The 14,530-nt window shown below is 68.9% G+C and carries 18 protein-coding genes; 4 read left to right on the top strand and 14 right to left on the bottom strand.

The features are described from left to right. Positions 1-125 precede the first annotated feature (125 nt). Positions 126-725, bottom strand: a complete 600-nt coding sequence (locus FKR81_RS21925) for a LysE family translocator (RefSeq protein WP_146353977.1) — start codon at positions 723-725, stop codon at positions 126-128. A gap of 58 nt (positions 726-783) precedes the next feature. Here FKR81_RS21925 and FKR81_RS21920 point away from each other — a divergent pair, with 58 nt between their 5' ends. After that, on the top strand, positions 784-1,290 hold the full coding sequence (locus FKR81_RS21920; RefSeq protein ID WP_146353976.1) for an Lrp/AsnC family transcriptional regulator: 507 nt from the start codon (positions 784-786) through the stop codon (positions 1,288-1,290). On the opposite strand, the gene tesB is transcribed toward FKR81_RS21920, so the two are convergent. Both tesB and pyk read right to left on the bottom strand, forming a co-directional pair. Beyond that, positions 1,285-2,193, bottom strand: a complete 909-nt coding sequence (gene tesB / locus FKR81_RS21915) for an acyl-CoA thioesterase II (RefSeq protein ID WP_146353975.1) — start codon at positions 2,191-2,193, stop codon at positions 1,285-1,287. The genes FKR81_RS21920 and tesB overlap by 6 nt on opposite strands. A 9-nt stretch (positions 2,194-2,202) precedes the next feature. Further along, positions 2,203-3,627: a pyruvate kinase gene (gene pyk / locus FKR81_RS21910; protein ID WP_146353974.1), complete on the bottom strand. Its 1,425-nt coding sequence runs from the start codon at positions 3,625-3,627 to the stop codon at positions 2,203-2,205. 72 nt (positions 3,628-3,699) lie between these two features. Between pyk and FKR81_RS21905 the strand changes: the two genes are divergently transcribed. Further along, positions 3,700-4,047 (top strand): VanZ family protein, encoded by a 348-nt coding sequence (locus FKR81_RS21905; RefSeq protein WP_146353973.1) that lies wholly within the window; start codon positions 3,700-3,702, stop codon positions 4,045-4,047. Here FKR81_RS21905 and FKR81_RS21900 read toward each other — a convergent pair. Continuing rightward, positions 3,998-4,648: a DUF2461 domain-containing protein gene (locus tag FKR81_RS21900; RefSeq protein ID WP_146353972.1), complete on the bottom strand. Its 651-nt coding sequence runs from the start codon at positions 4,646-4,648 to the stop codon at positions 3,998-4,000. The two genes, FKR81_RS21905 and FKR81_RS21900, sit on opposite strands and share 50 nt — an antisense overlap. 100 nt (positions 4,649-4,748) lie before the next feature. Between FKR81_RS21900 and FKR81_RS21895 the strand changes: the two genes are divergently transcribed. Then, positions 4,749-6,695: a helicase-associated domain-containing protein gene (locus tag FKR81_RS21895; protein WP_186763099.1), complete on the top strand. Its 1,947-nt coding sequence runs from the start codon at positions 4,749-4,751 to the stop codon at positions 6,693-6,695. A 43-nt stretch (positions 6,696-6,738) separates the two neighbouring features. Here the strand turns inward: FKR81_RS21895 and FKR81_RS21890 are convergent, their stop codons facing one another. The 9 genes from FKR81_RS21890 to FKR81_RS21850 all read right to left on the bottom strand — a co-directional run bounded on the left by FKR81_RS21890 (position 6,739) and on the right by FKR81_RS21850 (position 13,292). Continuing rightward, positions 6,739-7,563 (bottom strand): DNA/RNA non-specific endonuclease, encoded by an 825-nt coding sequence (locus FKR81_RS21890; RefSeq protein WP_146353970.1) that lies wholly within the window; start codon positions 7,561-7,563, stop codon positions 6,739-6,741. 89 nt (positions 7,564-7,652) lie between these two features. Beyond that, complete coding sequence (locus FKR81_RS21885; RefSeq protein ID WP_186763098.1) at positions 7,653-8,081, bottom strand: hypothetical protein; 429 nt, start codon at positions 8,079-8,081, stop codon at positions 7,653-7,655. Between the two features lie 49 nt (positions 8,082-8,130). Next, positions 8,131-9,039 (bottom strand): helix-turn-helix domain-containing protein, encoded by a 909-nt coding sequence (locus FKR81_RS21880; protein ID WP_186763097.1) that lies wholly within the window; start codon positions 9,037-9,039, stop codon positions 8,131-8,133. A 250-nt stretch (positions 9,040-9,289) separates the two neighbouring features. After that, the gene (gene frdD / locus FKR81_RS21875; RefSeq protein ID WP_146353967.1) at positions 9,290-9,640 is read right to left on the bottom strand and encodes a fumarate reductase subunit FrdD; all 351 of its coding nucleotides are present in this window, start codon (positions 9,638-9,640) and stop codon (positions 9,290-9,292) included. Continuing rightward, positions 9,637-10,005, bottom strand: a complete 369-nt coding sequence (locus FKR81_RS21870; RefSeq protein WP_146353966.1) for a fumarate reductase subunit C — start codon at positions 10,003-10,005, stop codon at positions 9,637-9,639. Before FKR81_RS21870 ends, frdD begins: the two co-directional genes overlap by 4 nt. Beyond that, entirely contained in the window at positions 10,002-10,751 is a 750-nt protein-coding gene (gene sdhB, locus FKR81_RS21865) for a succinate dehydrogenase iron-sulfur subunit (protein WP_146353965.1), read from the bottom strand. Before sdhB ends, FKR81_RS21870 begins: the two co-directional genes overlap by 4 nt. A 3-nt stretch (positions 10,752-10,754) precedes the next feature. After that, positions 10,755-12,485: a fumarate reductase (quinol) flavoprotein subunit gene (gene frdA / locus FKR81_RS21860; protein ID WP_146353964.1), complete on the bottom strand. Its 1,731-nt coding sequence runs from the start codon at positions 12,483-12,485 to the stop codon at positions 10,755-10,757. Next, complete coding sequence (locus FKR81_RS21855; RefSeq protein ID WP_146353963.1) at positions 12,482-12,715, bottom strand: hypothetical protein; 234 nt, start codon at positions 12,713-12,715, stop codon at positions 12,482-12,484. Before FKR81_RS21855 ends, frdA begins: the two co-directional genes overlap by 4 nt. A 28-nt stretch (positions 12,716-12,743) precedes the next feature. Continuing rightward, the gene (locus FKR81_RS21850; RefSeq protein WP_146353962.1) at positions 12,744-13,292 is read right to left on the bottom strand and encodes a hypothetical protein; all 549 of its coding nucleotides are present in this window, start codon (positions 13,290-13,292) and stop codon (positions 12,744-12,746) included. 64 nt (positions 13,293-13,356) lie between these two features. Between FKR81_RS21850 and FKR81_RS21845 the strand changes: the two genes are divergently transcribed. After that, positions 13,357-13,683, top strand: a complete 327-nt coding sequence (locus FKR81_RS21845) for a winged helix-turn-helix transcriptional regulator (protein WP_146353961.1) — start codon at positions 13,357-13,359, stop codon at positions 13,681-13,683. Between the two features lie 377 nt (positions 13,684-14,060). Here FKR81_RS21845 and FKR81_RS21840 read toward each other — a convergent pair whose 3' ends face one another. Continuing rightward, positions 14,061-14,510, bottom strand: a complete 450-nt coding sequence (locus tag FKR81_RS21840; protein ID WP_146353960.1) for a COG4315 family predicted lipoprotein — start codon at positions 14,508-14,510, stop codon at positions 14,061-14,063. Positions 14,511-14,530: the final 20 nt, after the last annotated feature.

Genomic DNA, 14,530 nt, shown 5'->3' with positions numbered 1-14,530 from the left:
TTGCCACATCGAAAATGCCCTGTCAAGGCAGCTTTTCCGCCTTGACAGGGCATTTTCGATGTGGCGACCGTGAGGTGATCAGCGAGACCCTCCCCACCCCACCACGAAAGCCAAAGCCCACACCGCTAAGCGGCCAGCACCGAAGCAGCCATACCGATGAGAGCAGTCCCGCACACCCGCTCGAACGCCACTCGGATCTTGGGGTTGGCCAACACCACGGACAACTGCCGAGCCAACGGCACCACGATCACCCAGAACAACGCGAACACGCCAACAGTGACCGCCGACAGCAGCGCAGCCTGAGGCAGCGGAGGCGCGGCAGGGTCCATCGCCTGCGGAATCAGGCTGAGGAACGTCAGCATCACCTTGGGGTTGAGCAGATCGCACAGAACCCCGCGCAGGAACACACCGCGAGCGCTGTGCTCGACCGTCTCCTGTGGACTGGTGCGGGCAGCGCGCAGAGTCATGACCCCGAGGTACCCGAGGTAGACGGCGCCGACGGCTTTGACCGCGAACAACGCGGCCGGCACGGCGACCACGAGGGCGGACAGCCCGATGGTGGCGAGAGCGGCGTGGACCAGCAACCCGGTCACCACGCCGAGCGCGGCCAGCACGCCGAGGCGCAGGCTGCGCACCGCGTTGCCGGTGATCAGGACGAAGTCGGGACCAGGCACGATCGTGATGACCACGAGCGCGAGCAGGAAAGAAGTCCAGGCGATGTGCACCGACTGATCATGGGCAGTCGTTCGGCGCGATTCCACGTCACCAGTACGATGTTCGGTTGTGAAGGAAGTAGCCGAACTGGATTCGGTCGACTGGCACATTCTGGAGGAGTTGCAGAACGACGCGACGCTGCCCAACCGGGCGCTCGCGGAGATCGTCGGGCTGGCGCCTTCGACGTGCTTGCAGCGGGTGCGCAGGCTGCGTGAACTGGGCGTGATCACGGGATGCCACGCGGTGGTCGACCCGGCCACCACGGGGCTGCCGCTGGAGGCCGTCGTGAGCGTCAACGTGCGGCCGCACAACCGGCCGGTGACCACGGCGTTCCGGGCGTTCGTGATGGCTCAGCCCGAGACGCGGTCGATCTTCCACGTCAGCGGGCAGGCCGACTTCCTCATCCACATCGCGGTGGCCGACTCGACGCACCTGCAGGCGTTCCTCGTGGACAAGCTCGCGTCGCGGACCGAGGTGCGCAACCTCACCAGCTCGGTCGTCCTCGAACGCGTGGAGACCCGTGCGCTCACGCCACCGGTGAACCTGCGGCCCACGCACCGGCGCAGGCGGTCATGACGAGGGCTTGATCACCCGGACCAGACCCTCTTGCACGACGGTCGCGACGAGCTGGCCGTCGCGGGAGAAGAACCGCCCGGTCGCCAACCCGCGGTTGCCCGAGGCCGACGGGGACTCGCAGTCGTAGAGGAACCACTCGTCCGCGCGGAACGGGCGGTGGAACCACATGGCGTGGTCGAGCGACGCGCCGAGCACCTTGTCCAGGCCCCAGTAGACGCCGTGCCGCATCAGCACGGAGTCCAGCAGCGTCAGGTCGGACGCGTACGCCAGCACGCACACGTGCAGCAGCTGGTCGTCGGGCAGGCTGCCGTCGGCGCGCATCCAGACCTGCGAGCGCGCCTCGGCCGGACCGTCCTCACGGGACATCCACGGCGCCTCGGTGACGTAGCGCACGTCGATGGGGCGCGGGAAGCGGGACGACACGAGCTTGTCCGTGTAGCCGGCGAGCGACTCGCCGAACGTCGGCAGGGTCTCGGGGTCCGGTACGGACGGCATCTCGTCGGCGTGCTCGATGCCCGCCTCGTCGATCTGGAACGACGCGGAGAGCGCGAAGATCGGCTTGCCGTGCTGGATCGCCACGACGCGGCGCGTGGTGAACGAGCGGCCGTCGCGGATGCGGTCGACCTCGTACACGATCGGCACGCGCGGGTCGCCGCCGCGGATGAAGTACGAGTGCAGCGAGTGGACCTTGCGCTCCGGCGGGACGGTCCGTCCCGCCGCGACCAGCGCCTGGCCCGCGACCTGCCCGCCGAAGACGCGCACGGGCGACTCGGCGGGGCTCACGCCGCGGAAGATGTTCTCCTCGATCTTCTCGAGGTCGAGCAGTGCCACCAGGTCGTCGAGTGCCGGTTGCCCGCGCAGTCCGCTTGGTACCGCCGCGGCGGCGCGAGCAGCTTCCGTCACTGGAACTCCTTAGGCGTGGTCTTCCTCTCCGAGCCGGTGGACGCGGATGAGGTTGGTGGAACCGATGGTGCCAGGAGGTGAGCCTGCCACGACCACCATCAGATCACCCGCCTGGTACCGGCCGATCGCCAGCATCGAGGTGTCCACCTGGCGGACCATCTCGTCGGTCGACTCCACCCGCGGGACCAGGAACGTCTCGGTGCCCCACGTCAACGACAGCTGCGAGCGCACGGACGGCTCCGGCGTGAACGCCAGCAGCGGCAGGTGCGTGTGCAGGCGGGCGAGACGGCGCACCGTGTCACCGGACTGCGTGAACGCGACCAGCGCCTTGGCGTTGAGGCGCTCGCCGATGTCGCGCGCCGCGTAGGAGATCACGCCGCGCTTGGTGCGCGGGACGTGCGTCAGCGGCGGGACCACAGTGGACTCGGTCTCGACGGCCTCGATGATGCGGCCCATCGTCTGCACCGACTCGATGGCGTACCGGCCGACCGAGGTCTCACCGGACAGCATCAGCGCGTCCGCGCCGTCGAGCACCGCGTTCGCGACGTCGGACGTCTCGGCGCGGGTCGGGCGGGAGTTGCTGATCATCGAGTCGAGCATCTGAGTCGCGACGATGACCGGCTTCGCGTTCTCGCGGGCGATCTGGATCGCGCGCTTCTGCACCAGCGGCACGTGCTCGAGCGGCAGCTCGACGCCCAGGTCACCGCGGGCGACCATCACGCCGTCGAACGCGAGGACGATGGCCTCGAGGTTGTCGACGGCCTCCGGCTTCTCGATCTTGGCGATGACCGGCAGGCGACCCTTGCCACCCCGGTCCATGACCTGGTGGACCAGGTCGATGTCCGCGGGCGAGCGCACGAACGACAGCGCGATGAAGTCCACGCCGAGCTCGAGTGCGAACTCCAGGTCCTCGATGTCCTTCTCGGACAGCGCGGGCACGGAGACGTCCATGCCGGGCAGCGAGAGGCCCTTGTTGTTGCTGACCGGGCCACCCTCGGTGACCTCGGCGACGACGTCCGAACCTTCGACGTCCACGACGATCAGTCCGACCTTGCCGTCGTCCACGAGGAGCCGGTCGCCGACCTTGGCGTCCTTCGCGAGCTCCTTGTACGTCGTCGACACGCGGTCGTGCGTGCCCTCGACGTCCTCGACGGTGATCCGGACGATGTCACCGGTGTTCCAGTCCACCGGGCCCGCCGCGAACCGCCCGAGGCGGATCTTCGGGCCCTGGAGGTCGGCCAGGATGCCGACTGCCCGGCCCGACTCGTCCGCTGCCACGCGGACCATGTCGTAGACCTGCTTGTGGTCAGCGTGGCTGCCGTGGCTGAAGTTCATCCGAGCGACGTCCATACCGGCCGCTACCAGGTCGCGCACCTTGTCCGGCGTCGCGGTGGCAGGGCCGAGGGTACAAACGATCTTTGCGCGTCGACTCACGTCTGCAGAGACTAGTCCCCGCTGCTGGACCGATCCCGAAGTACCGGCGAGTAATCTTGCGACAATCGCCGCGTGCCGCGCAGATTCCTTCCGTTCGTGACCGCCGCGTTGCTCAGCGTCGTCGTGTTGTTCACCCCCGAGTCAGGTGTGCCGACCGCGCCGCCCGGCACCGACAAGGTCGTGCACACCCTGCTGTTCGCCCTGCTCGCGGCCACCGGGCTCTACGCGAAGGTGCCTCACGTCCTGATCTTGCTGGTCGCGTACGCGGGCGTCTCGGAGGTGCTTCAGGCGGTGGTCACGCCGCTGCGCCGCAGCGGCGACTGGCTGGACGCGCTGGTCGACGTGATCGGCATCGGGCTCGGCGTGGTGATCACCACTTGGCTTCGCTCACGCCGACGTGATCGGCGCACCAGTCGTTGAACTCGCGGACCTGACGCCACGACTTGCGCACCCGGTCGAGGCAGTCGCGCTCGTGCAGCGCGTCGTCCGGCGGCCACACCCGGCGGACGTAGATCGACCGGTGCTTGAGCAGGTCCATCCGCGGATGATCGGGGTCGAACCCGCGCGGCCGCGACTTCAGCTGGTCGCCCGCGAGCGTCCAGCCGCCCTTGACCAGCTTGGCGACGATCTTGCGCAGCGCCTCGCCGTGCACCTCGGTGTCGACGGCCGTGCGGTAGCGGGCCAACTGGTCGGACGCCATCGCGAACGAGCCGCCGCCGACGAGCAGGCCCTCGGGGCTCACCTGGACGTAGTAGGCACCGCCGCCGCGGCCCAGTTCGACGACGCCGCCGCAGTGCGTCTTGTAGGGCGTCTTGTCCTTGCTGAACCGGACGTCGCGGTAGGGCCGGAAAACCTTTCCAGGTCCGAACTCCTTCTCCAGGTCGTGCAGCAGCGCCTCCATCGGGGCGCGCACGTCGCGCTGGTAGGTCTCCTTGTTGTCGTCCCAGTAGGCCTTGGAGTTGTCCTGCTCCAGCCCGTCGAAGAAGTCGATGGCGTACTCGCCGAAGCCGGTGAAGTTCACGCGAACAGCCTACGAGGCCACCAAATGGCTTTCGCCCATTGGCTTGACGCGTGCCGCGAACCGCGCTGGTGGTGTGGACTTTTGGCCATACTCGGGAGACATGGGACGCCGGAAAACCACGCTCGCGACCTGGCTGCTCCGACTGGAACCCGACGAGGTCACCGCGATCCTGCTGCGCCGGCGCGATGTCGCGGACAGGTACCTGAGGTCGATGAAGGACCTCGCCGAAGAACTGACCTCCCCCGACTCCGTCCGGGCCTCGGTCGCCGCACTGGACCAGGGCGCGCTCGACGTGCTGGGCGCGGTGGTGGGACTCGGTGAGCACGCGACACCGGACGCGGTGTGCAGGATGCTGGACTGTCCACCTGACGAAGTGGACCGCGCGCTGGGCGAGCTGCGCTCGCGCGCACTCGTGTGGCCGGACGACCACACGCTGCGGATGGTCAATTCGCTGAAACCCGAAGGCGCTGTGCGGGGCCGGATCACGCCGCGCCCGCCCGCGCCACGACTGCAGGAGCACCGCGACGGCGACCGCACCGGCGTCGCGGCCGCCTTATCCACTGTGGACGGTGTGACCCGGTTGCTCGAACACTGCGACGCCGAGGAGTTCGCCGCTCGACGGTACAGCGGTGGCGCGGGCACGCGGGACGTTCGTCGCGCGGCGTCGCTGATGCGCACGAGCGAGTCGAGGTTGCGGCTGTGGCTGGAGCTCGCGGTCGAGGCGCAGCTGATCGGCATCGCCAAGCGGCAGGACCGGTTGCTGCCGACCCGCACGGGCGACGAGTGGCGGGCGCAGCACCCCGGACGCAGGCTGGCCGCGCTGATCCCGGCGTGGCGGCGGATGAACTGGCAGCCCGCGACGGACAAGGCGCGCTCGGCGCTGCTGGACCACCCCGGCGACCAGGGCGCCGCGATCCGCCGTTCGATCGTGGAGCGGTTCGCGGAAGTCCCGGAAGGACAGGCCGTCGCGGACACCCGCGAGCTCGTGGCGGAGCTGACGTGGCTGCGACCCGCGCTGCACGACCCGGTCGCGACGGCGGCGGCCGTGGCCGAGGCGGAGTCGCTCGGGCTCGTCGCACGCGGCGGGCTGACGTCACTGGGACGCGCGCTGCCCGAGGACCTCGGTGACGTCGCGGAGAGCCTGCTGCCCGACGCGACCGCGGCGGCGCGGTTCCAGACGGACCTGACGGTCGTGGTGCGGGGGCTGCCGACCGCGGAGCTGAGCTCGCTGCTCGACCTCGTCGCGGACACCGACGAGCGGGACGTGGCCTCGGTGTGGCGGCTGTCGACGGCGAGCGTGCGGCGGGCGCTCGACATCGGCATGACGGCGGACGACGTGCTGGCCGAGCTCGGCTCGTTCGGCGAGCTGCCGGAGCAGGTCACGCGGCTGGTGAACGACGTGGCCCAGCGGCACGGTCAGCTGACCGTGACCGGGGTCGGGTGCTGCGTGCGCGGCGACGACCCGCTGCTGACCGAGCTGACCAGGCAGCGGTGCCTGCAGTCGCTGGGACTGCGCTTCCTCGCGCCGACCGTGCTCGCGTCGGTCAAGCCCGTGCCCGAGACGCTGGCCGCGTTGCGCGCGGCGGGGTACGCGCCGACGAACGTCGACGCGTCCGGGACGTCCATTGTGGAACGGGTGGAGCCGGAGCGGGCCAGCGGGCGCGGGCAGCGCGACACCGGGTACCGGTCGTGGCGCCAGGAGCTGTCCGACGTGGAGATCACCCAGCTCGCGGTGCGGCTGGTCGAGCAGGAGAGACCCGTGCCGCCACCGCGCGAGTCACCGCGGCTGAGCAACGCGCGGCTGCTGCGCGACCAGTCGCTGTTCCTGCCGGACGCCGAGGTGCTGCTGCTCGCCGAGGCGCTGGTGACGTCGTCGCCGGTCGAGATCAGGTACGCCGACGGCCCGCGCCGGACGGACCAGCACGTGATCACGCCCGTCACGCACGCCGCGGGGAACCTCACCGCGCACTGCGCACCCACGGGCGACGCACGCGACTTCCTGGTCAGTCACATCCGCAAGGTCAGCATCCCCGAACAGCGCTCGTGAGTGATCAGGAGGCCTACAGCACTCCCAATCACTCACGAGCGGTTCACCAGTTGATGTCGTCGAACGAGTCGAGCGGCGGACGGTCGGCCGCGTCGAGCAGCTGGACGCCCGCTGTGTCGGCGGTGTGCAGCGCGTCGGGGAAGGCGAACCCGCACCGCTGCTCGATCTCGGTCACCGCGACCTGGAAGACGCGGAACTCGTCGAGGTCGAGCGCCTCGGCGAGCACCAGGTTCTGGGTGAGCATGAACGCGCTCGCCCGCAGCTGCCCGTCGCGCACGAAGACGATGACCTTCCAGAACTCGCGCGGGATCTTGACGCCGCGGAACACCCGGTCGTCGTCGTGGAAGATCGGCCCGCCGTAGACGCTGATCTTGAGGTCGTCGACGTCGACGTCCGCCAGCACCGCGTCCTCGAGCCTGCCCCACAGGCCCTGCCGGGCGCTCTGGTTGAAGTCGTCCATCTGAGGCGTGATGTTGGTGAAGAAGAAGGAGTCCTTGTTCGCCTTCTTCGCGTCCGCGGTCGGGCCCCAGCACAGGTCCGCCCGGCGCGCGAGGTGGCCCCGGTCGAGCCGGTTGTCCCGGTACAGCTCGTCGCCCGCCTGGAACTCCTCCGGCACGCGCGGGTCCTTGACGAAGGCGATGTTGCTGCGACTCAGCGCCTTCAGAGCTCCCCCGTCGACGTTCCAGGCGACCCAGAACGCGAACTTCCGCGACTTGCACATGGCGAGCGAGAAGTGCGTGTAGCCGATCACCTCGGTGCCGTCGAGCAGCACGGCGTCCGCCTTGGCGGCGTCGCCGAGCACCGGGACACCCGTCGGGGTCCCGAGGAACTCGCTGTCGTATCCGGTTCTGAGCACGGTCCTGGTCATGGTTAGCCCCCTTGGTTCACCCTTGGGGTCGGCCGTTCGAGGTACCCCGTTAGCCCGCTACACCCGTTCGGCCCAGCCAGCGGACCGCCTCACGCGGCGGTCGTGCCGCGCGCGCGTTCGTGGTTCCTGCGGATGAGCTGCGCCAGCGGGCAGGGTTCGCGCACGTACGTTCTCCAGTCGCCGTCGTCCAGCGACTGACCGGGGACCAGGTCGTCGCTGAGCAGCACGACCTCGTCCGGCCCGTAAGGGTCCCAGCCGAGCTCGGCGAGACTGCAGAACATGCCGTGGGACACCTCGCCCCGGTAACGGCGTCTGCGCATCTTCTTCCTACCCGGCAACACCGCTCCAGGCGGTGCCAACGGGACGAGATCGTTCTTCTTCACGAAGGGCGGGCCGCCGAAGACGACCTGAACCGTTTCACCCTGACCGTGATCGACGATCGCGACCCACACGCGCTCCCCGTTGGGATGGGAGCGAACCTCGACGACCTGCGCCGCCACGACTCCGCGAGTCCGCACGGCGACAGAGCGTAGACCACTCGTATGGAGTAACGGTAGTGGATTGTGACTACAAGCGGCCCGCGGTCGCCCAGAGCGCTTCGAATGCCTGGCGCGCCGGCTCGACCCGAGCACTGCTCATGAGCATGTCGAAGTTCGACTCGTTGTTGGGACGCACCAGGTAACCGAGCTGACCATCGTCGTCCAGGTATGCCGAGAACTGCTCGTAAAGCAGGGGTTCATCCTGCTTCAGCGATTCGAGGTCCAGCCGGTACAGGGCGGCACCTGCCAGCACCGGTTGATCCGTCCAGCGGAATGCGCAGTTCTGGTTTACGTGGTCGGACACGTTGTGCGCGCCGAGCAGCACCCGGAACCTGCCGACCACATCGCGTTGCTCCTCTTCCGCTCCGGTCAGCAGAAAGCGGTACGTGCACCCTTTCTGCAGATTCTCTGCGACCACTTGGAGGAACTGACCGGGCGCCGCGTCGCCGTCGTCCATGCTGATCACGTTGAACGCGAGGTTGAGCGGCATGATGTCGGCCGAGACGCAGTACCGCTCGAGCCGGTAGACCTCGTCGTCGAGCACCAGCCCCTCACCCGCGACGGAGCCCAGTTGCCGCGCTGTGGCGTCGATCTGGTCCGCGATGAGCCTGCCCAGACGCACCACCTGGGCCGAATGCCTGCTGGCTTTGGTCTGTATTTCCCCCAGCGCGTGGTTGACGTACCGTGCTAGCGGTCCGTGGTCCGGTATCGCGCCCATGGGCTCGCCGTAGACGAGGTAGTCGAGCGTGACGCCGAAGAACTCGGCCAGCGCGAGGAGCTTCTGCAGACTGGGCCGCGCCTGGTCCCTCGTGTACTGCGACAGAGCGGCCGCGCTTACCCCGACGGCGTCCAGAATCGGTCGTCGATTTCTGCTGTATCCACGGCTGTCGATCAGGTGCGCGAGTGTGGCGCCCAGCTTGATTTCCCGGTCCTGCACTTCAGCGACACCCCACTTCCGGGTCGCCACTAGGCCGACCAGCCGAGAGCAGCGTTAAGTGCAGCTTAACGAGAAAAGGGCATTGGTGAAAGGCGTTCTTGACTGGAAGATCTGTGGCCCCATACTGGCCTTGCACCCGGATTTACACCCCACATACCAATCCGTGCGGTCGGGCACAGCGGAACGGCCTCGGCTGTAGCGGGATAATCGCGACCCCGCAGCGCCTCGTCGTTGCGGGGTCGCGGGGTGTCTAGGCGCGGAGCAGGACGACGCCGGCGACGACCGATCCGACGACCGCGGTGCCGTAGCAGACCACGATGATCAGAGTGCTCGCCTGCTTGAGCTTGAGCCCGTCGTAGAGCGTGTAGCGGAACCGGTGCGCCCAGTGGAACAGCGCCATCGCGCACAGCCCGAACAGCACCAGCTTGGTCACCGGGTGCCGCACCAGCGCCAGCAGGTGCTCGTGATCGGGCGCGGGCAGCCAGCCGAGCGGGAACGCGAGGCCGAACAGGACCAGCAGCACGGGCACCAGCAGTGCCGCGACCATCCCTCCCCCGCTGAACAGCAGCCACACCAGCGGCTCCGGTGACCGGCGGCTCATCGCAGCACCACCCAGACCACCCCGGCGGACAGCACGGCCCACGCCAGGTAGTGCGCCACCAGCACCACCCACGGCGGCACGCGCGGCACCACGATCGCCCTCGGCGCCAGCGCGAACCACGTGACCGCGTGCAGCAGCACGAACGCCAGTGCGACGACGTTGAGCACGAGCACCCAGCCCTGCCCGCTCCACGCGAGGAAGTCCTCGTACGGGCCCTGCCCGGCGCTGACCGCCGACACGAGCATCAGCAGGTACACCACGAACCAGGCCACGAAGACGCTGCTGAGCTCCCTGAGCACGAACAGCAGGTACGACCACTGGTGCAGCCACCAGAACGCCGACACGGGCTGCTGGTGGGCGCTCATCGCCGTGCCCCGCGCGGCAGCAGGTAGTCCTTCAGCGCCGACACGGCGGCCGTCAGCTTGTACCGCTGGATCGCGCCCGCCGGGTCGACGCCCTTCGGGCACGCCGTGCTGCACTCGCCGACGAACGTGCACGCCCACACGCCCGCCGCCGACGCGAGGACGTCACGCCGGTCCTCGGCGCCGTCGTCGCGGGAGTCGAGGTTGTACCGCTGGCCCAGCGCGATCGCGGCCGGTCCGAGGAACTCGGGTTCGAGCGCGTACACGGGGCAGGCCGAGTAGCAGAGCATGCAGTTGATGCACATGCTGTACTTCTTGTACTCGTCCATCTCCCGCGGTGTCTGCAGGAACTCCCCCTCCGGCGGCTCTCCGTCGTGGATCAGCCACGGCTTGACCTTCGGCAGCTTCTCCATGAAGTCGCTGATGTCGACGACGAGATCGCGGATGACCGGGAAGTTGCGCAGCGGCTCGACCCGCACCGGGCCCGGCGCGTAGTCGGTGAGGAACGTGGCGCAGCTCAGCTGGGGCTTGCCGTTGACGGTCATGCCGCAGCTGCCGCAGATCCCCATGCGGCACGACCAGCGGTACGACAGCGTGCCGTCCAGGTGGTCCTTGATGTGGTTGAGACCGTCGAGCACCGCCCACTCCTTGCGCAGCGGCACCTCGTAGGACTGGACGACCGGTGCTTCGTCCTCACCCGGCCGGAAGCGCGTGACCTGCATGGTGATCGTCTTGGGAGTGTTCTTCATCGGCTATCTCCCGTACACGCGTTCGCCGGGCGGCCAGCGGGTGATCGTCACCGGCAGGTACTCGACCCGTCCGGAGTGGTGCACCAGCGAGTGAGCGAGGAAGTGCTCGTCGTCGCGCTTCGGGAAGTCGGTGCGCTGGTGCGCGCCCCGCGACTCGGTGCGCCTGCCGGCGCAGGCGACGATGCTCTGCGCGATGTCGAGCATGAAGTCCAGCTCCAGCAACGCGATCAGCTCGGTGTTGAACTCGCTGCTGTGGTCGTCGATCGCCGCCCGGTCGAACCGCTCGCGCAGCTCGTGGAGCTTCACCGCGGCCTTGTCGAGCGAGTCGCCGTCGCGGTAGATGCCCGCGCCTTCCTCCATGGTCGTCTGCATCTCCGTGCGGATGTCCGCGATGCGTTCGGTGCCCTCCGTGCGCTTGCCGAGCTCGTGCCGCAGCCTGCGTTCCTCGTCGCGCCCCTGTGCGTACACGGCGCTGCGCGGCCCGGTCTTGAGCTCCCGCACGTACTCCGCGGCCGCCTTTCCCGCCCTGGCGCCGAAGACGAGGAGCTCGGGCAGCGAGTTCGAGCCGAGCCGGTTGGCTCCGTTGATGCTGACGCACGCGACTTCCCCTGCGGCGTAAAGACCTCCGACCGGGGTGGCGCCGTCGATGTCGGTGTGGATGCCGCCCATCATGTAGTGCACGACCGGGCGGACGGGGATGAGCTCCTTGACCGGGTCGATGTTCTGGTACTTGGAGCAGAGCTCCCGCACGAACGGCAGCTTGGTGTCGATGACGTGCGCGCCGAGGTGCCGCAGGTCGAGGTGGACGATCGGGCCGTACGGCGTCTCGATCGTGCGCCCCTTGGCGTGTTCGTGCATGAACGCCTGCGACAACCGGTCGCGCGGACCGAGCTCCATGCTGCGCAGCACGGGTTCCGCGGTCGGCCTGCCGAGGTCGTAGTCCTGCAGGTAGCGGTAGCCGTCCTTGTTGAGCAGCCAGCCGCCTTCCGCGCGGGTCGCCTCGGTGATCAGGATGCCGGTGAACGGCAGCCCGGTCGGGTGGTACTGCACGAACTCCATGTCCTTGAGCGGCGCGCCCGCCCGGTGCGCGAGCGCCATCCCGTCGCCGGTCTTGATGTTCGCGTTGGTGGTGAAGGGGAAGACGCGCCCGCAGCCGCCGGTGCACACGATGACGGCGTTGGCGATGATGGTCTCGATCCGGCCGGTGGCCAGTTCGACCGCCACCACGCCGTGCACCCCGCCCTCGTCCTCGAGCAGCTTCGTGACGAACCACTCGTCGTACCTGACGATGTCCTGATAGGACAGTGCGGTCTGGAAGAGCGTGTGCAGCAGGTGGAACCCGGTCTTGTCGGCGGCGAACCACGTGCGCTTCTTCTTCATGCCGCCGAACGCGCGCACCGCGATGCGCCCGTCCGGCTGACGGCTCCACGGACAACCCTGGTGTTCCAGCCGGAGCAGTTCCGTTGGCGCCTCCCGGACGAACGCCTCGACCGCGTCCTGCTCGACGAGCCAGTCCCCGCCGGACACCGTGTCGTACGCGTGCTCGTCGAGGCTGTCGTCGTCCGCGATGACCGCTGCCGCGCCGCCTTCGGCCGAGACCGTGTGGCTGCGCATCGGGTAGACCTTCGACACGATCGCGACGCTGAGCAGCGGGTTGGCCTCCGCGATGGCGGTAGCGGCGCGCAGTCCCGCGCCGCCACCACCCACGACCACGATGTTGTGGAACGCGGTCATGCTTCGTGGTCCCCGCTGTGCTCGTCGGCGAGGACCTTCCCGTCGTGGCGAACCGTCTGGACGCGCATGCTCCCGTCGTGGAACGCATGCCTCGTCTGACGGCAGCCGCACGCCCAGATCAGGTCGTCGATGACCAGGCCGGAGTCGTCGTCATCGCGATGGCGATCCCCCTCGGCGGGCCGCCCGCACGGTGCGATCTGCTGGGTGAAATGCGTCTTCGTACCGACCATCGTCGGCCTCCTCGAGTTGTGACGCAGCTCACAACGAGGATATCCCTCTCGACCACACCCGCAACGAGAGCAAATGGACCACCAGCAGGAACGGGACACCGAACGCCGGGATCAGACTGAGCGGCAGACGGCCCATCACCTCCATGGACGGCTCGGTGAACGAGTGCCACACGCCGAGGCTGACGGCCGTCACGAGGTCCAGGATCCCGAACGCCGTCCAGACGACGAACCCCTTGCGCCGGACCGCCACGAACGGCGCCAGCGCCGCGATGACCACGTCACCGATCCCCGCCGGCAGCGCGAACCCGGCGGGCAGCAGCCCCTGCGCCCAGAACGCGACGAACACGAACCCGCCGATCCGCCACCCCTGCAGGTTGATGAGCAGCCCGAGGTCGAGCCCGTCCGCCCAGTCCTTGACCCGCTGCGAGAACAGCAACCCGGCACCCACCAGCAGCGGCGACACTCCCGCCGCGACCCCGATGACGATCGGCGGCTCACCCGGCCCGGTGGTGAACCACCCGGCCGCGCCCGCCGCGTACGCGGCCGCGAACCAGACCGCGGCGATGACACCCAGCATGTCGACCTCCTCACTTGTCACTTGCAAGCGACAAGTTAGCCTCGTCACTTGTAAGGTGCAAGTCATGAGGTCGGAGTGCGCTGTCGCGAACACGCTGGACATCGTCGGCGACCGCTGGTCGCTGCTGATCGTGCGCGACCTGCTCGCCGCCGGTCAGCTCAGGTACGGCGAGTTCCTCGAGTCCGCCGAGCACATCCCGACGAACACGCTCGCCGACCGGCTCAAGAAGCTGGAGCAGGCCGGGGTGCTGGAGCGGGAGCTCTACAGCGAGCACCCGCCTCGCGCCGTCTACCGGCTGACCAAGGCGGGGCGTGAGCTGGGCGCCGTCGTCGACGCCATGGCCGACTGGGGTGTGCGGCACCTGCCCGGCACGCGCCGCATCACCCCGTAGCGGCTCAGCAAGGGGCCACGGCGCGGGGTCGGTGAGTCGAAGCGCTCGCCCAACCAGCACCCCGCCCGTGCCGCTCGGCGCGGGGTCGGTGAGTGAAGCATTCGCCGCACAACACGCGCCACCTGCTGTTGCCCGGACGCTGAGCACGAACTGCGGCTGCCGACGCGAGGGGCGGCCGGCTCCCGGCACCCCGCCTCTGCGAGGCGCCAGGCCACGCCGCTCAGCGCGAGGTCAGCGAGTTGAAGCGCTCGCCCGACCAGCACCCGCCCGCGCCGTCCACCGGCCGACCAAAGCGGGCCGCGAGCTGGGCGCCATGGCCGATCGGGGTGTGCGGCACCTGCCCGGCACGCGCCGCATCACCCCGTAGCCGGCGTGGCTCAACTCTCCTTCTTGACGAGCTTGCCGTCCGGCGCCACGGCGAACCACTTCTCGTCGACGCCTTGGCCGTTGAGGTCGCCCGCGACCGCGTCGCCGACGTAGTAGTACAGCGGCCACTTCCCGTACACGGCCTGGGTTTGCTCGGTGGCGCTCAGCAGGTTCGAGTCCACTCCGTCACCGGACTCCACTTTGGACGTGCTGGTGAGCGCGGGCCACACGGCGATGCAGTCGGCGTCGCAGGCGCTGGACTTGTTCTCGTCCTTGGTGAACGCGTACAGGGTGCGTCCGGCCTGGTCGACCAGGATCGGCCCGAGGTCGGTCTGCGCGACCTTCACCGCGGCCTGCTCGGGCGCCTGCTCCTGCTGGCTCGCGGGCTGCGCCTCGTTGCCGCACGCCGCGAGGCTGAGCAGCAGTAACGGTGCGGCTAGCAAACCCATACGTGCACGCATGTTCCGACCATCCCTCGGTC

Source organism: Lentzea tibetensis (assembly GCF_007845675.1).
GTDB classification, from domain to species: domain Bacteria; phylum Actinomycetota; class Actinomycetes; order Mycobacteriales; family Pseudonocardiaceae; genus Lentzea; species Lentzea tibetensis.
Note: the sequence above shows the minus strand (reverse complement) of the source record. Positions and strands in the feature narration are given on the sequence as shown.